Source organism: Pseudomonas sp. SK2 (assembly GCF_016772395.1).
Lineage (GTDB): Bacteria > Pseudomonadota > Gammaproteobacteria > Pseudomonadales > Pseudomonadaceae > Aquipseudomonas > Aquipseudomonas taiwanensis.
Map to the genome: position 1 here is coordinate 639,178 of NZ_CP061944.1, position 14,253 is coordinate 653,430.

At 63.7% G+C, this 14,253-nt stretch carries 12 protein-coding genes; 2 read left to right on the forward strand and 10 right to left on the reverse strand.

Annotation, left to right across the window (positions count from 1 at the left end):
• Positions 1–41: 41 nt before the first annotated feature.
• Complete coding sequence (locus IF103_RS02805) at positions 42–1,313, reverse strand: Hsp70 family protein (protein ID WP_027907979.1); 1,272 nt, start codon at positions 1,311–1,313, stop codon at positions 42–44.
• Between the two features lie 163 nt (positions 1,314–1,476).
• Between IF103_RS02805 and cbpA the strand changes: the two genes are divergently transcribed.
• Entirely contained in the window at positions 1,477–2,427 is a 951-nt protein-coding gene (gene cbpA / locus IF103_RS02810; protein ID WP_027907980.1) for a curved DNA-binding protein, read from the forward strand.
• A 2-nt stretch (positions 2,428–2,429) separates the two neighbouring features.
• Entirely contained in the window at positions 2,430–2,735 is a 306-nt protein-coding gene (locus tag IF103_RS02815) for a chaperone modulator CbpM (RefSeq protein WP_023378516.1), read from the forward strand.
• 95 nt (positions 2,736–2,830) lie between these two features.
• Here IF103_RS02815 and IF103_RS02820 read toward each other — a convergent pair whose 3' ends face one another.
• From IF103_RS02820 to IF103_RS02860, 9 genes are all read right to left on the reverse strand, one after another.
• Complete coding sequence (locus IF103_RS02820; RefSeq protein ID WP_023378518.1) at positions 2,831–3,346, reverse strand: GNAT family N-acetyltransferase; 516 nt, start codon at positions 3,344–3,346, stop codon at positions 2,831–2,833.
• A 31-nt stretch (positions 3,347–3,377) separates the two neighbouring features.
• Positions 3,378–4,076 (reverse strand): urea ABC transporter ATP-binding subunit UrtE, encoded by a 699-nt coding sequence (gene urtE / locus IF103_RS02825; RefSeq protein ID WP_023378520.1) that lies wholly within the window; start codon positions 4,074–4,076, stop codon positions 3,378–3,380.
• An 84-nt stretch (positions 4,077–4,160) separates the two neighbouring features.
• Positions 4,161–5,018, reverse strand: coding sequence for an urea ABC transporter ATP-binding protein UrtD (gene urtD, locus IF103_RS02830; protein ID WP_023378521.1), 858 nt, complete (start codon positions 5,016–5,018; stop codon positions 4,161–4,163).
• A complete protein-coding gene (urtC, locus tag IF103_RS02835; protein ID WP_023378522.1) occupies positions 5,015–6,094 on the reverse strand; it encodes an urea ABC transporter permease subunit UrtC in 1,080 nt (359 codons plus the stop codon). Before urtC ends, urtD begins: the two co-directional genes overlap by 4 nt.
• Complete coding sequence (gene urtB / locus IF103_RS02840; RefSeq protein WP_023378523.1) at positions 6,094–7,581, reverse strand: urea ABC transporter permease subunit UrtB; 1,488 nt, start codon at positions 7,579–7,581, stop codon at positions 6,094–6,096. Before urtB ends, urtC begins: the two co-directional genes overlap by 1 nt.
• A 139-nt stretch (positions 7,582–7,720) precedes the next feature.
• A complete protein-coding gene (gene urtA / locus IF103_RS02845) occupies positions 7,721–8,986 on the reverse strand; it encodes an urea ABC transporter substrate-binding protein (RefSeq protein ID WP_023378524.1) in 1,266 nt (421 codons plus the stop codon).
• Between the two features lie 190 nt (positions 8,987–9,176).
• Complete coding sequence (gene cycA / locus IF103_RS02850; RefSeq protein ID WP_023378525.1) at positions 9,177–10,592, reverse strand: D-serine/D-alanine/glycine transporter; 1,416 nt, start codon at positions 10,590–10,592, stop codon at positions 9,177–9,179.
• Positions 10,593–10,762: 170 nt separating this feature from the next.
• Positions 10,763–12,130 carry a PepSY-associated TM helix domain-containing protein gene (locus tag IF103_RS02855; protein ID WP_023378526.1) on the reverse strand — a complete coding sequence of 456 codons (1,368 nt, stop codon included), beginning with the start codon at positions 12,128–12,130 and terminating at the stop codon, positions 10,763–10,765.
• A gap of 59 nt (positions 12,131–12,189) precedes the next feature.
• On the reverse strand, positions 12,190–14,247 hold the full coding sequence (locus tag IF103_RS02860; RefSeq protein WP_202675846.1) for a TonB-dependent copper receptor: 2,058 nt from the start codon (positions 14,245–14,247) through the stop codon (positions 12,190–12,192).
• Positions 14,248–14,253: the final 6 nt, after the last annotated feature.

Genomic DNA, 14,253 nt, shown 5'->3' on the forward strand with positions numbered 1-14,253 from the left:
CCGGCTCGCCGGCTGCTGCGGGCGATGAGGCAGGGAAGGATTCAGGCCGCGCCGTATCGCTTGCGCGCCTCGATCGCCAAGCCGCTCCCAATACTGCCGAAGATGTTGCCTTCCACGTGCTGGGCATTGGGCAGCATTGCCGCCACACTGTTGCGCAGCGCGGGAATGCCGCTGGAGCCCCCGGTGAAGAACACCGTGTCCACCTGGGCTGGGCTTACACCAGCCTTGCCCAGCAGCTCGGTCACGCTGCCACGCACACGCTCCAGCAACCCCTCGATAGCGCCTTCGAACAGTGTGCGGGTCAGGTCGACACCCAGCTCCCGCTCGACGCGGCCCAGGTCGATGCGTCGGCTATCGTGCTCGGTCAGCTCGATCTTGCTGGCTTCCACTTCCATCGCCAGCCAGTGCCCGGCGCGCTGCTCGATCAGCTTGAACAGACGGTCGATGCCGAGTGTATCCTCGATGTCGTAGCGCATGCTGCCCAGCGCCAGTTGCGACTTCTGCGAGTACAGGGCGTTGATGGTGTGCCAGGTGGCCAGGTTAAGGTGGTAGCTGGTGGGCATCAGGGCGCCGCTTTTCATCCGGCTGCCGTAGCCGAACAATGGCATCACCCCTTGCAGGCTCAGTTGCTTGTCGAAATCGGTACCGCCAATGTGCACGCCGCCGGTGGCAAGGATGTCGCTCTGGCGTTCGGCCACCTCGTGGCGCTCGGGCGACAGGCGGATCAGGGTAAAGTCCGAAGTACCACCGCCGATATCGACGATAAGCACCAGCTCTTCGCGGCTGATGCCCGACTCGTAGTCGAAGGCCGCGGCGATGGGCTCGTACTGGAACGACACGTCCTTGAAGCCGATCTTGCGCGCCACTTCGGCGAGGGTGTCCTCGGCCTCTTGGTCGGCAGCCGGGTCTTCATCGACGAAGAACACCGGGCGGCCCAGCACCACGTGCTCGAATTCGCGACCGGCGGCAGCCTCGGCGCGTTTTTTCAGCTCGCCGATGAACATGCCCAGCAGGTCCTTGAACGGCAGGGCGCTGCCCAGCACGCTGGTGTCGTGCTTGATCAACTTGGAGCCCAGCAGACTCTTGAGCGAACGCATCAGGCGGCCTTCATAGCCTTCCAGGTACTCGTGCAGCGCCAGACGGCCATACACCGGGCGGCGCTCTTCGAGGTTGAAGAACACCACCGAGGGCAAGGTGATCTTGCCATCTTCAAGGGCGATCAGCGACGAAGCGCCCTGGCGGTGCCAACCGACGGTGGAGTTCGAGGTGCCGAAGTCGATACCGAGGGCGCGGGCCGGTGATACGTCAGACATGGGAAAAGGCTTCCGGAGGCAAAACGGCCGCGCAGTTTATGCCACTTGGCAACAGAATCAAGACCGGCCGTCTGCCTTGGAGCAAAGCCAAGCGAAGCTTGAAAGGCTATGCTTGACCCCAATCTTCAGAAGCAACACGCAATTTCACACTGGTGATCCATAGATGGACTTCAAAGACTACTACAAGATACTTGGCGTAGAGGCCACCGCGGACGAAAAGGCGATCAAGGCCGCGTACCGCAAGCTGGCGCGCAAGTATCACCCCGACGTCAGCAAGGAGCGCGACGCCGAGGAGAAATTCAAGGAGGCCAACGAGGCCTATGAAGTGCTGGGCGATGCGCAGAAGCGCGCCGAGTACGACGAAATTCGCAAGTACGGCGGCCAGCATGGCCGACCGTTCCAGGCGCCCCCAGGCTGGGAAAGCCGGGGGGGTGGTGGCGGTTTCGAAGGCGGCGATTTCTCCGACTTCTTCAGCTCGATCTTCGGCGCCCGTGGCGGCAACCCCTTCGGTGGCCGTGGTCAACAGCGCAGTGCGGGTAGGCGAGGGCAGGACGTGGAACTGGAACTGGCGATCTTCCTCGAGGAGACCCTGAGCAAGGAATCCAAGCAGATCAGCTTCCAGGTGCCGCAAACCAATGGTGCAGGCCAGCGCACTGGGTTCACCACCAAGACCCTGAACGTGAAGATTCCCGCCGGGGTGACCGACGGCGAGCGCATTCGCCTCAAAGGCCAGGGTGCGCCGGGCAGCGGTGGCGGGGCCAATGGCGACCTGTTCCTGACCATTCGCATGGCACCGCACCCACTGTTCGATGTCGAAGGTCATGACCTGATCGTCACTGTGCCGCTGGCACCGTGGGAGGCAGCCCTGGGCACCAAGGTGGAGGTGCCGACCCTGGAGGGCAAGATCAACCTGACCATCCGCCCCGATAGCCAGAGCGGCCAGCGCCTGCGCGTAAAGGGCATGGGGCTGGTGAACAAACAGGGCGAGCGCGGCAACCTTTACGCGCAGCTCAAGGTGGTCATGCCGACCACATCCAATGAGGCTGCCCGCGAACTGTGGACCAAGCTTTCCGAGAAGGCAGCGTTCAATCCGAGGGCTCAATGGAGTAAGTGATCATGAGCAGCACCCTGATCGTTCAACTGGATATGCGCACCCTGTGCCAGGAAGCCAACATCACGAAGGATTACGTGATCGAGATCGTCGAGCACGGCATCGTTGAACCAAAGGGGCGAACGCCGGAAGACTGGCTGTTCGACGACCAGGCGCCGCTGTTGGCCAGGCGCGCGGTCAAGCTGCACCAGGAGCTGGATCTGGAATGGGAAGGCGTGGCCCTGGCGCTGGAACTACTGCAGGAGGTGCAGCAGTTGCGCAGTGAGAACAGTATGTTGAGGCAGCGCCTGGGCAGGTTTACCCAACTCTAGGCCGTAACGGCCGATTTCTGGCCCAGCCTCAAGGTTGCAGGGGCTGCTTTGCAGCCCTTTCGCGACGCAAGGCCGTTTGCACAGGGGAAGGCGCTTCAGCGTGGTTCAGCTCCTGGGGTCAGCAGCAACTGCATGAAGGTCAGGTCCAGCCAGCGCCCGAACTTCACTCCAACCTGCGGCATTTGCCCGGTCACCACGAACCCCAGCCGTTCATGCAGGCGCACCGACGCCGCATTGCCGCTCTCGATGGCCGCCACCATCACATGCTTGCCACAACCCCGGGCACGCTCGACCAGCGCACTCATCAGCTGCGGCCCGAGTCCTTTGCCACGCTGATCGTCGCGGATGTACACCGAGTGCTCCACGGTATGGCGAAAGCCCTCGAATGGCCGCCAGTCACCGAACGAGGAATAACCCAGTACACCGCTGTCATCCACGGCCACCAGGATCGGATACCCCTGTTGCGCCCGGGCTTCGAACCAGGCCTGGCGGTTGGCCAGGTCGACCGGTGTTTCGTTCCAGATGGCCGTGGTGTTGCGCACCGCGTCGTTGTAGATGTCGAGGATGCCCGGCACATCGGCGGGCAGGGCGTCGCGGATTTCGTAACTCATGACAGCGTCTCGCAGGATCGATGGCTGCAGATTAAATGGTTACCAGCCCGCGCACACCTTCTGCCTGCATGTTTTCGCCACGACCCCGTTGCACGATCTCACCACGGGCCATGACCAGGTACTGGTCCGCCAGCGCCTCGGCGAAGTCGTAGAACTGTTCCACCAGCAAGATGGCCATGTCGCCGCGCGCTGCCAGGCGCCGGATCACTGCGCCGATCTCTTTGATCACCGAGGGCTGGATGCCTTCGGTGGGCTCGTCGAGGATCAGCAGGCGTGGGCGGCTGGCCAGCGCGCGGCCGATGGCCAGCTGTTGCTGCTGGCCGCCGGAGAGATCGCCCCCCCGCCGTTGTTTCATCTGTTCGAGCACTGGGAACAGCTCGTAGATGAACGCGGGCACTTCACGGGCTTCGCGGGCCGGGAAGCGCGACAGGCCCATCAGCAGGTTCTCCTCGACGGTCAGGCGCGGAAAAATCTCGCGGCCTTGGGGCACATAGGCGATACCGGCATGCACCCGTTGCTGGGGCTTGAGCGTGGTGATGGCCTTGCCTTCCCATTCGATGCTGCCTTCGCGGGCTGGCACCAGCCCCATCAAGCAGCGCAACAGGGTGGTCTTGCCCACGCCGTTGCGCCCGAGCAGGCAGGTGACCTCGCCGACCTTGGCCTCGAAGGACAAGCCTCGGAGGATGTGGCTGCCGCCGTAGAACTGGTGCAGGGAGTCGATTTTCAGCATGTGAGAATTCCTGAAATGGTTGCAGTGCTCATGCCAGCCGCTTTGCGGGTAAACCACGAAGAGGCTGGCACAGCCACCGGAGAATCATCGGCCCAGATACACCTCGACCACCCGCTCATTGGCCTGCACCTGCTCCAGCGATCCCTCCGCCAGCACACTGCCCTGGTGCAACACCGTCACATGGTCGGCAATGCTGCCGACAAACCCCATGTCATGTTCCACCACCATTAGCGAGTGCTTGCCGGCCAGACCCTTGAACAGTTCGGCGGTGAACTCGGTCTCGGCATCGGTCATGCCGGCCACCGGCTCGTCCAGCAACAGCAATTGCGGCTCCTGCACCAGCAGCATGCCGATCTCCAGGAACTGCTTCTGGCCATGGGACAGCAACCCCGCCTGGCGCTGAGCCAAGGGCAGCAGGCGCAAGGTGCTGAGCACCTCTTCGATGCGCTGGCGCTGTTCGCCGCTCAAGCGCGCCGCGAGGCTGGCCCAGACCGATTTGTCGGTCTTGAGCGCCAGCTCCAGGTTCTCGAACACCGTCAGCGCCTCGAACACCGTCGGCTTTTGGAACTTGCGGCCGATCCCGGCCTGGGCGATCTGGTACTCGCTCATGCGGGTCAGGTCGAGGGTGTCGCCGAAGTAGGCACTGCCGGTGTCCGGACGGGTCTTGCCGGTGATCACGTCCATCATCGTGGTCTTGCCCGCCCCGTTGGGGCCGATGATGCACCGCAACTCGCCGACGCCGATGTAGAGGTTCAGCGCGTTGAGGGCCTTGAAGCCATCGAAGCTCACGCTGATGTCTTCCAGGCTCAGCACCGTGCCGTGGCGGGTATCCAGGCCGGCCTTGCGACGCTGGCCCAGGCCGATGGCGTCACGGCTGGGGCCGAGGTTGTCGAAAACCGGTTCGAGCATGAACTCCGGATGCACAGGGGGGACGCCTTTCATGGCTGGCTCCTTTTTTTCAACAGGCCGACCACCCCCTTGGGCAGGTAAAGGGTGACGAGGATGAACAGCGCGCCGAGGAAGAACAGCCAGAATTCCGGGAATGCCACGGTGAACCAGCTCTTCATGCCATTGACCAGGCCGGCGCCGAGCAACGGGCCGATCAGCGTGCCACGGCCACCCAGGGCGACCCATACCGCGGCTTCGATGGAGTTGGTCGGCGACATCTCGCTGGGGTTGATGATGCCTACCTGGGGCACGTACAAGGCGCCGGCCAGGCCGCATAGAACCGCGCTGAGCACCCACACCAGCAGCTTGAACCCGCGCGGGTCGTAACCGCAGAACATCAGGCGGTTCTCGGCATCGCGCACGGCGGTGAGCAAGCGTCCGAACTTGCTCTGGGTCAGACGCCAGCACAGGTACAGGCTCGCCAGCAGCAGGCCGACCGTCAGCAGGAACAGAACCGCCCGGGTGCCCTGGGCGGCGATGTCGAAGCCCAGGATGGTGCGGAAGCTGGTGAACCCGTTGTTGCCACCGAAGCCCGTCTCGTTGCGGAAGAACAGCAGCATGCCGGCGAAGGTCAGCGCTTGGGTCATGATCGAAAAATACACGCCCTTGATCCGCGAACGGAAGGCGAAGAAACCGAACACCAGCGCCAGCAGCCCAGGTGCCAGCACTACCAGGCATAGCGCCCAGGCGAAGTGCTGGGTTCCAGCCCAGTACCAGGGCAGCTCGTTCCACGACAGGAATGTCATGAACCCAGGCAAGCCGTCGCCAGCGGCCTGGCGCATCAGGTACATGCCCATGGCGTAGCCCCCCAGGGCGAAGAACAGGCCATGACCAAGGGACAGCAAGCCGGCATACCCCCACACCAGGTCCAGTGCCAGCGCGACGATGGCATAGCAGAGGATCTTGCCGACCAGCGTCAGTGTGTAGGCCGAGACCTGCAGGGCGTTGTCCGCCGGCAGCAGTGACAGCAGTGGCAGGGCCACCAGCACCAGCACGACGAGGGCACCGATGGCCAGGGTCAGGCGTGGCCCGGCCTTTTGCGAAGCGGTAACAAGCAGAGGCTGGTTCATCAGTCGATTACCCGTCCCTTGAGGGCGAACAGGCCTTGCGGGCGTTTCTGGATGAACAGAATGATCAACGCAAGGATGAGGATCTTGCCGAGTACCGCGCCAATCTGCGGCTCCAGCAGCTTGTTGGCGATGCCCAGGCCAAAGGCTGCCCAGAGGCTGCCGGCGAGCTGGCCGACACCGCCGAGCACCACCACCAGGAACGAATCGATGATGTAGCTCTGGCCCAGGTCCGGGCCAACGTTGCCGACCTGGCTCAAGGCCACGCCGCCGAGCCCCGCAATACCAGAGCCGAGGCCGAAGGCGAGCATGTCGACGCGCCCGGTGGAAACGCCGCAGCAGGCCGCCATGTTGCGGTTCTGGGTCACGGCACGCACGTTCAGGCCCAGTCGGGTGCGGTTGAGCAGCAGCCAGGTGAGCAGTACCACCGCCAGGGCGAAGCCGATGATCACCAGGCGGTTGTATGGCAGCACCAGGTTAGGCAGCACCTGGATGCCACCGGACAACCATGCCGGGTTGCTCACTTCGACGTTCTGCGCGCCGAAGATCAGACGAATGGCCTGGATCAGGATCAGGCTGATGCCCCAGGTCGCCAACAGGGTTTCCAGCGGCCGGCCGTAGAGGTGGCGGATGACGGTACGTTCCAGCGCCATGCCGACCCCGGCGCTGACAGCGAAGGCCACAGGCAAAGCGATCAGTGGATAGAACTCGATGGCGCCCGGTGCATAGCGTTGCAGCAGCACCTGGACCATGTAGGTGCTGTAGGCGCCCAGCATCAACATCTCGCCGTGGGCCATGTTGATCACCCCGAGCAGGCCGAAGGTGATCGCCAGGCCCAGGGCGGCCAGCAGCAGGATCGAGCCCAGGGACAGCCCGCTGAAGGCCTGGCCGAGCAATTCGCCTGCCAGCAGCTTGCGTTTGACCTGGGCCAGGCTGGTTTCGGCCGCGGTACGCACGCCGGGGTCGCGTTCGGCGTCAGGTTGCAACAGCGCTTCCAGCCGGGTACGGGCCAGGGGGTCGCCGGTTTCGCCGAGCAGGCGCACGGCTGCCAGGCGCACGGCCGGTTCGCTGGCGCCTAATTGCAGGTTGGCCAGTGCCAGGCCGAGCGCGGCATGCACGGCGGCGTCCTGCTCGCTGGCGAAGCGCCGGTCGAGAAAGGCCATTTGCGCCGGTTGTGCGCTTTTCTGCAGTTGCTGGGCGGCGGTCAGACGCGTGTCGCGGTTGTCGCTCAGCAGTTGGTGGCTGGCCAGGGCGTTGTCGATCAGCCCGCGCAGGCGGTTGTTGAGGCGGACTTTGCGGCTATCACCTTCGGCGATGCGGCCCTGACGAAGGTTTTCCAGCAGCGCAAGACGCGCGGCATCGGGTTGCGCCGCCCAGCCTTCGAGCAGGCGAGCCTGCTCGGCGGGCTTGGCGGTGAGGAAGAATTCGCCCTCGTTGGCCTGGGTTGCCAAGGGCATCAGCAGGAGCAGGGTGAGCAGCAGTCTGAGCATGCGGGTAATCCTGGAAATCGGCGGTGGATTCTTCGCGGGTCAACCCGCTCCCACAGGTACGCTGCACAGTTTGAATAGGGTGCGGTCTCTGTGGACGCTGGGTTACCCGCGAATGGGCCGCAAAGCGGCCCCAATGCACTCAGTTACCTTTCACCGCGTAGTCCGGCCGCTTCTCATTGCCCGGAATGAACGGGCTCCACGGCTGTGCACGCAGCGGCTGCTCGGTTTCCCACACCACGCTGAATTGCCCGTCATCCTGGATCTCGCCGATCATCACGGGCTTGTGCAGGTGGTGGTTGGTCTTGTCCATGGTCAGGGTGAAGCCCGACGGTGCCTTGAAGGTCTGCCCGGCCAGGGCTTCGCGGACCTTGTCGACATCGGTCGACTTGGCCTTCTCGGCAGCCTGTGCCCACATGTGGATGCCCACGTAAGTGGCCTCCATCGGGTCGTTTGTCACTGCCTTGTCGGCGCCTGGCAGGTTCTTGGCCTTGGCATAGGCTTTCCAGTCGGCGACGAACTTCTGGTTGACTGGGTTATCCACCGACTCGAAGTAGTTCCACGCGGCCAGGTGGCCCACCAGTGGCTTGGTGTCGATACCGCGCAGCTCTTCCTCACCCACCGAGAAGGCCACCACCGGCACGTCGGTGGCCTTCAGGCCCTGGTTGGCCAGTTCCTTGTAGAACGGCACGTTGGAGTCGCCGTTGACGGTGGAAATGACCGCAGTCTTGCCACCGGCGGAGAACTTCTTGATGTTGGCGACGATGGTCTGGTAGTCGCTGTGGCCGAACGGCGTGTAGACCTCTTCGATGTCTTTGTCCGCCACGCCCTTGCTGTGCAGGAAGGCGCGCAGGATCTTGTTGGTGGTACGTGGGTAGACATAGTCGGTACCCAGCAGGAAGAAGCGCTTGGCGCTGCCGCCGTCCTCGCTCATCAGGTATTCCACGGCCGGGATGGCCTGCTGGTTCGGCGCGGCGCCAGTGTAGAACACGTTGGGCGACATCTCTTCACCCTCGTACTGCACCGGGTAGAACAGCAGGCCATTGAGCTCCTCGAACACCGGCAGCACAGACTTGCGCGACACCGAAGTCCAGCAGCCAAACACCACGGCGACCTTGTCCTGGGTCAGCAGTTGGCGGCTCTTTTCGGCGAACAGCGGCCAGTTGGAGGCCGGGTCGACCACCACCGGCTCGAGCATCTTGCCGTTGACCCCGCCCTTGGCGTTGATCTCGTCGATGGTCATCAGCGCCATGTCCTTGAGCGATGTCTCGGAAATCGCCATGGTCCCGGACAAAGAATGCAGGATGCCGACCTTGATGGTTTCGGCGGCCTGGATGCTCCAGCTCAGGCCCATCGCCGCGAGCGATGCGCTGAGGGTAAAGGCCTTGATCAGACTGCGACGCTTCATGTGCTCTCTCCGCTGAGTTTTTTATGGTGTTGGGCAAGCGGGGAGGGGCTTTGCAAGGGGTGTGCCTAGTGGCAGAAGGTGCACAATAGAGGGGTTGTGCGAGGTATTAGGGCGTGAAGTGGATCCGATTTGGTGCCTGCGCTTTTGGCGTGCACAGGATTGGGGCCGCGTAGCAGCCCCAAGGGTTGTATCAGCTGTTGGACGCTTCACTCACGGCTGCACGCGGATGCCGCTTGCTGCGTACGAACTGATAGGTCACCGCCAGCAGCAGGAACCAGATCGGCGTCACCACCAGCGCAGAGCGGGTGTCCGCTTCCAGGCTCAGCAGCACCAGGATGAACGCGAAGAACGCCAGGCAGACGTAGCACATGAAACGACCGCCAGGCATCTTGTAGATCGAAGCCTGGTGCAGCGCCGCGCGGTGCTTGCGGTACTTCAGGTATGACAGCAGGATCAGCGTCCACACGAACATGAACAGCACCGCCGACACGGTGGTCACCAGGGTGAATGCCTCGATCACGTTGGGTACCAGGTAGATCAACACTGCCCCGAGCAGCAGGCAGGTGCAGGAGAAGTACAGGCCGTTGGCCGGCACCGAGCGGCTCGACAATTTCTCGAATGCCTTGGGTGCATCGCCTTCCTGGGACAGGCCATAGAGCATGCGGCTGGTGGAGAACACGCCGCTGTTGGCGGACGACGCTGCCGAGGTCAGCACCACGAAGTTGATGATGCTTGCCGCCGCCGGCAAACCCGCCAGCACGAACAGCTCGACGAACGGGCTCTTGCCCGGCACCACCTCGCGCCATGGGGTCACGGCCATGATCGCGACCAGCGCCAGGACATAGAACACGATGATCCGCACCGGGATCGAGTTGATCGCCCGTGGCAGGGTGCGCTCTGGGTTCTTCGCTTCAGCAGCGGTGGTACCGACCAGCTCGATGCCGACGAAGGCGAACACGGCAATCTGGAAGCCTGCGAAGAAGCCCATCAGGCCATTGGGGAACATGCCGCCGTCGTTCCACAGATTGGCCAGTTGCGCGGTATGGCCGCTAGGTGCGTTGAAACCGGTCACGACCATGTACAGGCCGGTGGCGACCAGGCCGAGGATGGCGACGATCTTGATCAGGGCGAACCAGAACTCGAGTTCACCGAACATTTTCACGGTCACCAGGTTCAGCGACAGCAGCACCGCCACGCAGGTCAGCGCGGGTATCCACTGCGGCAGTTCGGGGAACCAGAACTGGGTGTATGCGGCGATGGCGACCACGTCGGCAATGCCGGTGACTACCCAGCAGAACCAGTAGGTCCAACCCGTGAAGTAGCCCGCCCATGGGCCGAGCAGGTCGGCAGAGAAGTCGATGAACGACTTGTAGTTGAGGTTCGACAGCAGCAGCTCGCCCATGGCGCGCATGACGAAGAACAGCATGAAGCCGATGATCATGTAGACGAAGATGATCGAAGGGCCTGCCAGGCTGATGGTCTTGCCCGAGCCCATGAACAGGCCGGTGCCGATCGCGCCGCCAATGGCGATCAGTTGGATGTGGCGGTTGGTGAGGTTGCGTTGCAGGTGCTGATCTTCAGCAGGAGGAGATGAGGTCCGGGTCATGGGCTGCATTCCATCGAGAGTCGGTCTTCTTTTCAGAGGTAGCCGGCTAGGCTAACACGCTCGTTCCAGATGTGTGCGTGACAGATCGACTCGTTTTTTGGGTGGCAGCCTGTGTCCCGCGGCGGCCCTTTCGCGGTAAAACCCGCTAATGGGCCGGCACCTATCGAGATTCAGGCATTGGCCAACGCCCGGTGGCGCCGCAGCACCAGGCTGTCCACCCCCCACATCACGACCATCGACACTCCCACCAGCGGGAACATCACCCCGAGCACCAGCATCACTGCCACCGCCGTCTTCCAGCGCGGCAGGTCATGGCGCAGCGGCGGCACGCCCAGGCCACCTGCTGGCCGGCGCTTCCACCACATCACCAGGCCGCTGACCGAACCCAGCAGAATCATCAGGCACACCAGCAGGATGATGATCTGGTTCAGTGCCCCGAACATCTTGCCTTCATGCAGCATCACACCCAGTTCGGTGGTCTTGGCCACCGGGCTGTAGTCGTGCCAGCGCACGTCGGCCAGAACCTTGCCGCTGTACTGATCCACGTGCAGGGTGGCATCGTTGCGCGGATCGTCGGCGAACACCGAGACGGTGAATACGCCTTCGGCCGTGGTCGGTAGCGTGATGCTGTAGCCGGGTTCGACCTGGCGGGCGGTGGCGATGTCCTCGACCTGCTGCACGCTCACTTGGGGCGCCGCTGGCGCGTTGGACATCATGTGATGCCCAGCATGTTCGGCATGGGCACCGGATTGTGGCATTGGGGTGTTCTCCATGGCCCAGGGCACGGTCTGGCGATGGGCGCTGTTGAGTTCACGCGCTTGCTGGTCCGACTTGGGCACGTCGTTCCACATGGCCGCCGGGAAGCGGTTCCACAGATCGGCGTACTGCTTGCCCCACAGCCCGGTCCAGGTCATGCCGCTGAGCAGCATCATCAGCAACAGCGCCGAGCCCCAGAAGCCGCTTACTGCGTGCAGGTCGCGCCACAACACGCGGCCACGGGCAGACAGCCTGGGCCACAACACGCCGCCACCGCTGCGCCCTCGCGGCCACCACAGGTACAGGCCAGACACCACCAGCACGATACCCCAGCCGGCAGCCAGCTCGACCAGCCTGTCGCCGACCGTGCCGACCATCAGCTCGCCGTGCAGGGCCCGGGCGATAGCCTGCAGGTTCTGCTTGGCGTCCTGGTCGCCGAGGATCTTGCCGGTATAGGGGTCAACGAAGACGTTGAGCTCGCGAGCGCCCTCGTGCACCACGAACTGCGCACTGCGCTCGGCATCGACGGGCGGCAGGTACTGGCCCACGTGCCCCTGTGGATAGGCCTGGCGCACTTCAGCCAACAGGGTGTCGGCACCCTGTCGCTGCGTACCGGCTTCGACCACCATCAGGTCGCGGTACATCAAAGGATCGAGCTGTGGCTTGAACAGGTAGATGATCCCGGTGATCGCCAACAGGATCATGAAGGGCGCGACGAACAGCCCCGCATAGAAATGCCAACGCCAGGCCAGGTTGTAGAAAGAAATGCGTGTTCCGCTCATGGGAGCCTCCTGTCTTGACCTGCTGATGGGCGCGCCCGAAGCCGCGCCCGTTGTTATTGTCAGAAGCTGAAATCGACCTTGGTCCAGAAGGTCCTGCCTGGCTCGTTCACCGGCTGTGGATCACTGGCCGGGTAGCCGAACCCGGCATTCCCTGCCAGGTTCAGGTGCTCGGCGTAGGCCTTGTCGAACAGGTTGTCGACCCCCGCGCTGAGCTTGAGGTTGTGGCTCACCTTGTAGGCGCCGTTGAGCGAGAACACGCCGAAGCCCGCGCTTTTCTGATAGTCCTTGCCCACCACGTTGCCCTGGTTCTCGGCGATACGGTTCTGTTCGGCGACCAGGCGCCAGAGGGCGCCGACGCTCCAGGTGTCGCGGCTGTAGGTCAGGCCCAGGCGGCTCTCCAGCGGTGGCATTTGCGGCAGTGCCTTGCCGTCGCTGCTGTTCTTGCCCCAGGCGTAGGCCAGGGTGGCGTCGGCCTTCCAGTTTTCGGTCAGCTTGTAGGCCGCCCCCAGTTCGCCGCCCATGATGCGGGCGTCGATGTTCTGTGCCTGGGTACTGCTCATGCCCATCATGCCGGTGCGATAGTCGAACAGGATGTAGTCGCGTACCTGCCCGATATATCCCGAGGCCCAGGCTTCCAGGCGCTCGTCGCGGTACTGGATGCCAACGTCGAGCTGGGTGGTTTTCTCAGGCTTGATGCTGTCGAAGGCATTGGTCGAGCCGGTTGGGCCCTGGTCCGGGGAGAACAGCTCCCAATAATCGGGGAAGCGCTGGGCATGGCCGAGGCCGATGTAGGTGGTGGCTGGCAACGCCGCCAGGTCGTGCTCGTAGCGAACGAAGCCGCTGGGAAGGGTGTCGGCACGGGTGTTGCCCTGGGTGGCGCTGTCCTCGCGAAAGTCCCTGGCTGAGGCACGGTCCAGGCGCAGGCCGGTGACCAGGCGGTCTTCGCCGGTGGCGTACCAGGTGAGTTCGCCGAAGGCGCCATAGTTGTGGAAGTCGGCGTCCTTGTCCCAGGGTTTGTCCTTGTAGGTGTCCACGCCCATTGCGCTGCGCGCGCGGTGCTCGTTGGTCTGCGCGTCGATGCCGCTGATCAGTTGCACATCGGCCCAGCGCCAGGTGGCCTTGATCCGTGCCCCCAGCGTGCGGCGTTCGACAGCGGCGGCCATCGGCCCGGCCATCATGCCGGTGCCTGACGGAGTACGCAGGCTGTAGTTGTCCATCACATGGTCGGCGTAGTTGTAGTAGACCTGCGCCTCGATTTTGTCGAGCACCTCGCCCAGGTTGGATTTCTCGAAGCGCAGGCCTAGGCTCTCGCGCTTGAACTGCGAACCATCCATGCCCCGCCCGGCGTAGCGTGCCTCGCCGTCGCCCTTGCCGGCGGTAAGCTCCAGCAGGGTGTCCTGATCTGGCGTCCAGCCAAGGGTCACATCGCCGTTCCATTTGTCCCAGCGAGACGGCACGGTGTCGCCATTGCCGTCCTTGTAGTCGTCCGAGCGTGACTGGTTACCGACGAAGCGAGCGTAACCGAGACTGTTGCCAGCCGCGGCGTCGAGGACCTTATCGAAGCGGCCGTTGGAGCCGGCCAGTAGGCTGGCGTTGACGCGGCTGCCGATGGTGCCGAAGCGTTCCGGATCGCGTTCGAAGAGAATGGTGCCAGCCGAGCCCCCGGGGCCCCAGATCACGCTTTGCGGGCCTTTGATGACGGTGAGGCGGTCGTAGGTTTCCGGCGAAATGTAGGAGGTCGGCGCGTCCATCCGGTTGGGGCAAGCGCCGAGCATCACGCCGCCGTTGGTGAGGATGTTCAGGCGTGAGCCGAACATGCCGCGCAGTACGGGGTCGCCATTGGTGCCGCCGGCGCGGATCGCCGAGAAGCCGGGAATGGTCTTGAGGTAGTCGGCACCATCGCTGGCCGGCACCGGTTGGCGAGGGTCTTTCGGATGGGTGACGACGGTCAGCGGCGAGCTTGGCGCTACGGCGGTGATCACCGTCGGGCTCAGTTCCGCTTCATGGCCTTCATGGCCGGTATCGGCGGCCAAGGCCATGGGGGCGAGCAGCGAGCCGCACAGTGCGGCGAGGGTCCCGCAGACGGCGGGAGCGAATACAGGGGTGCAGCCGGACATAATGAT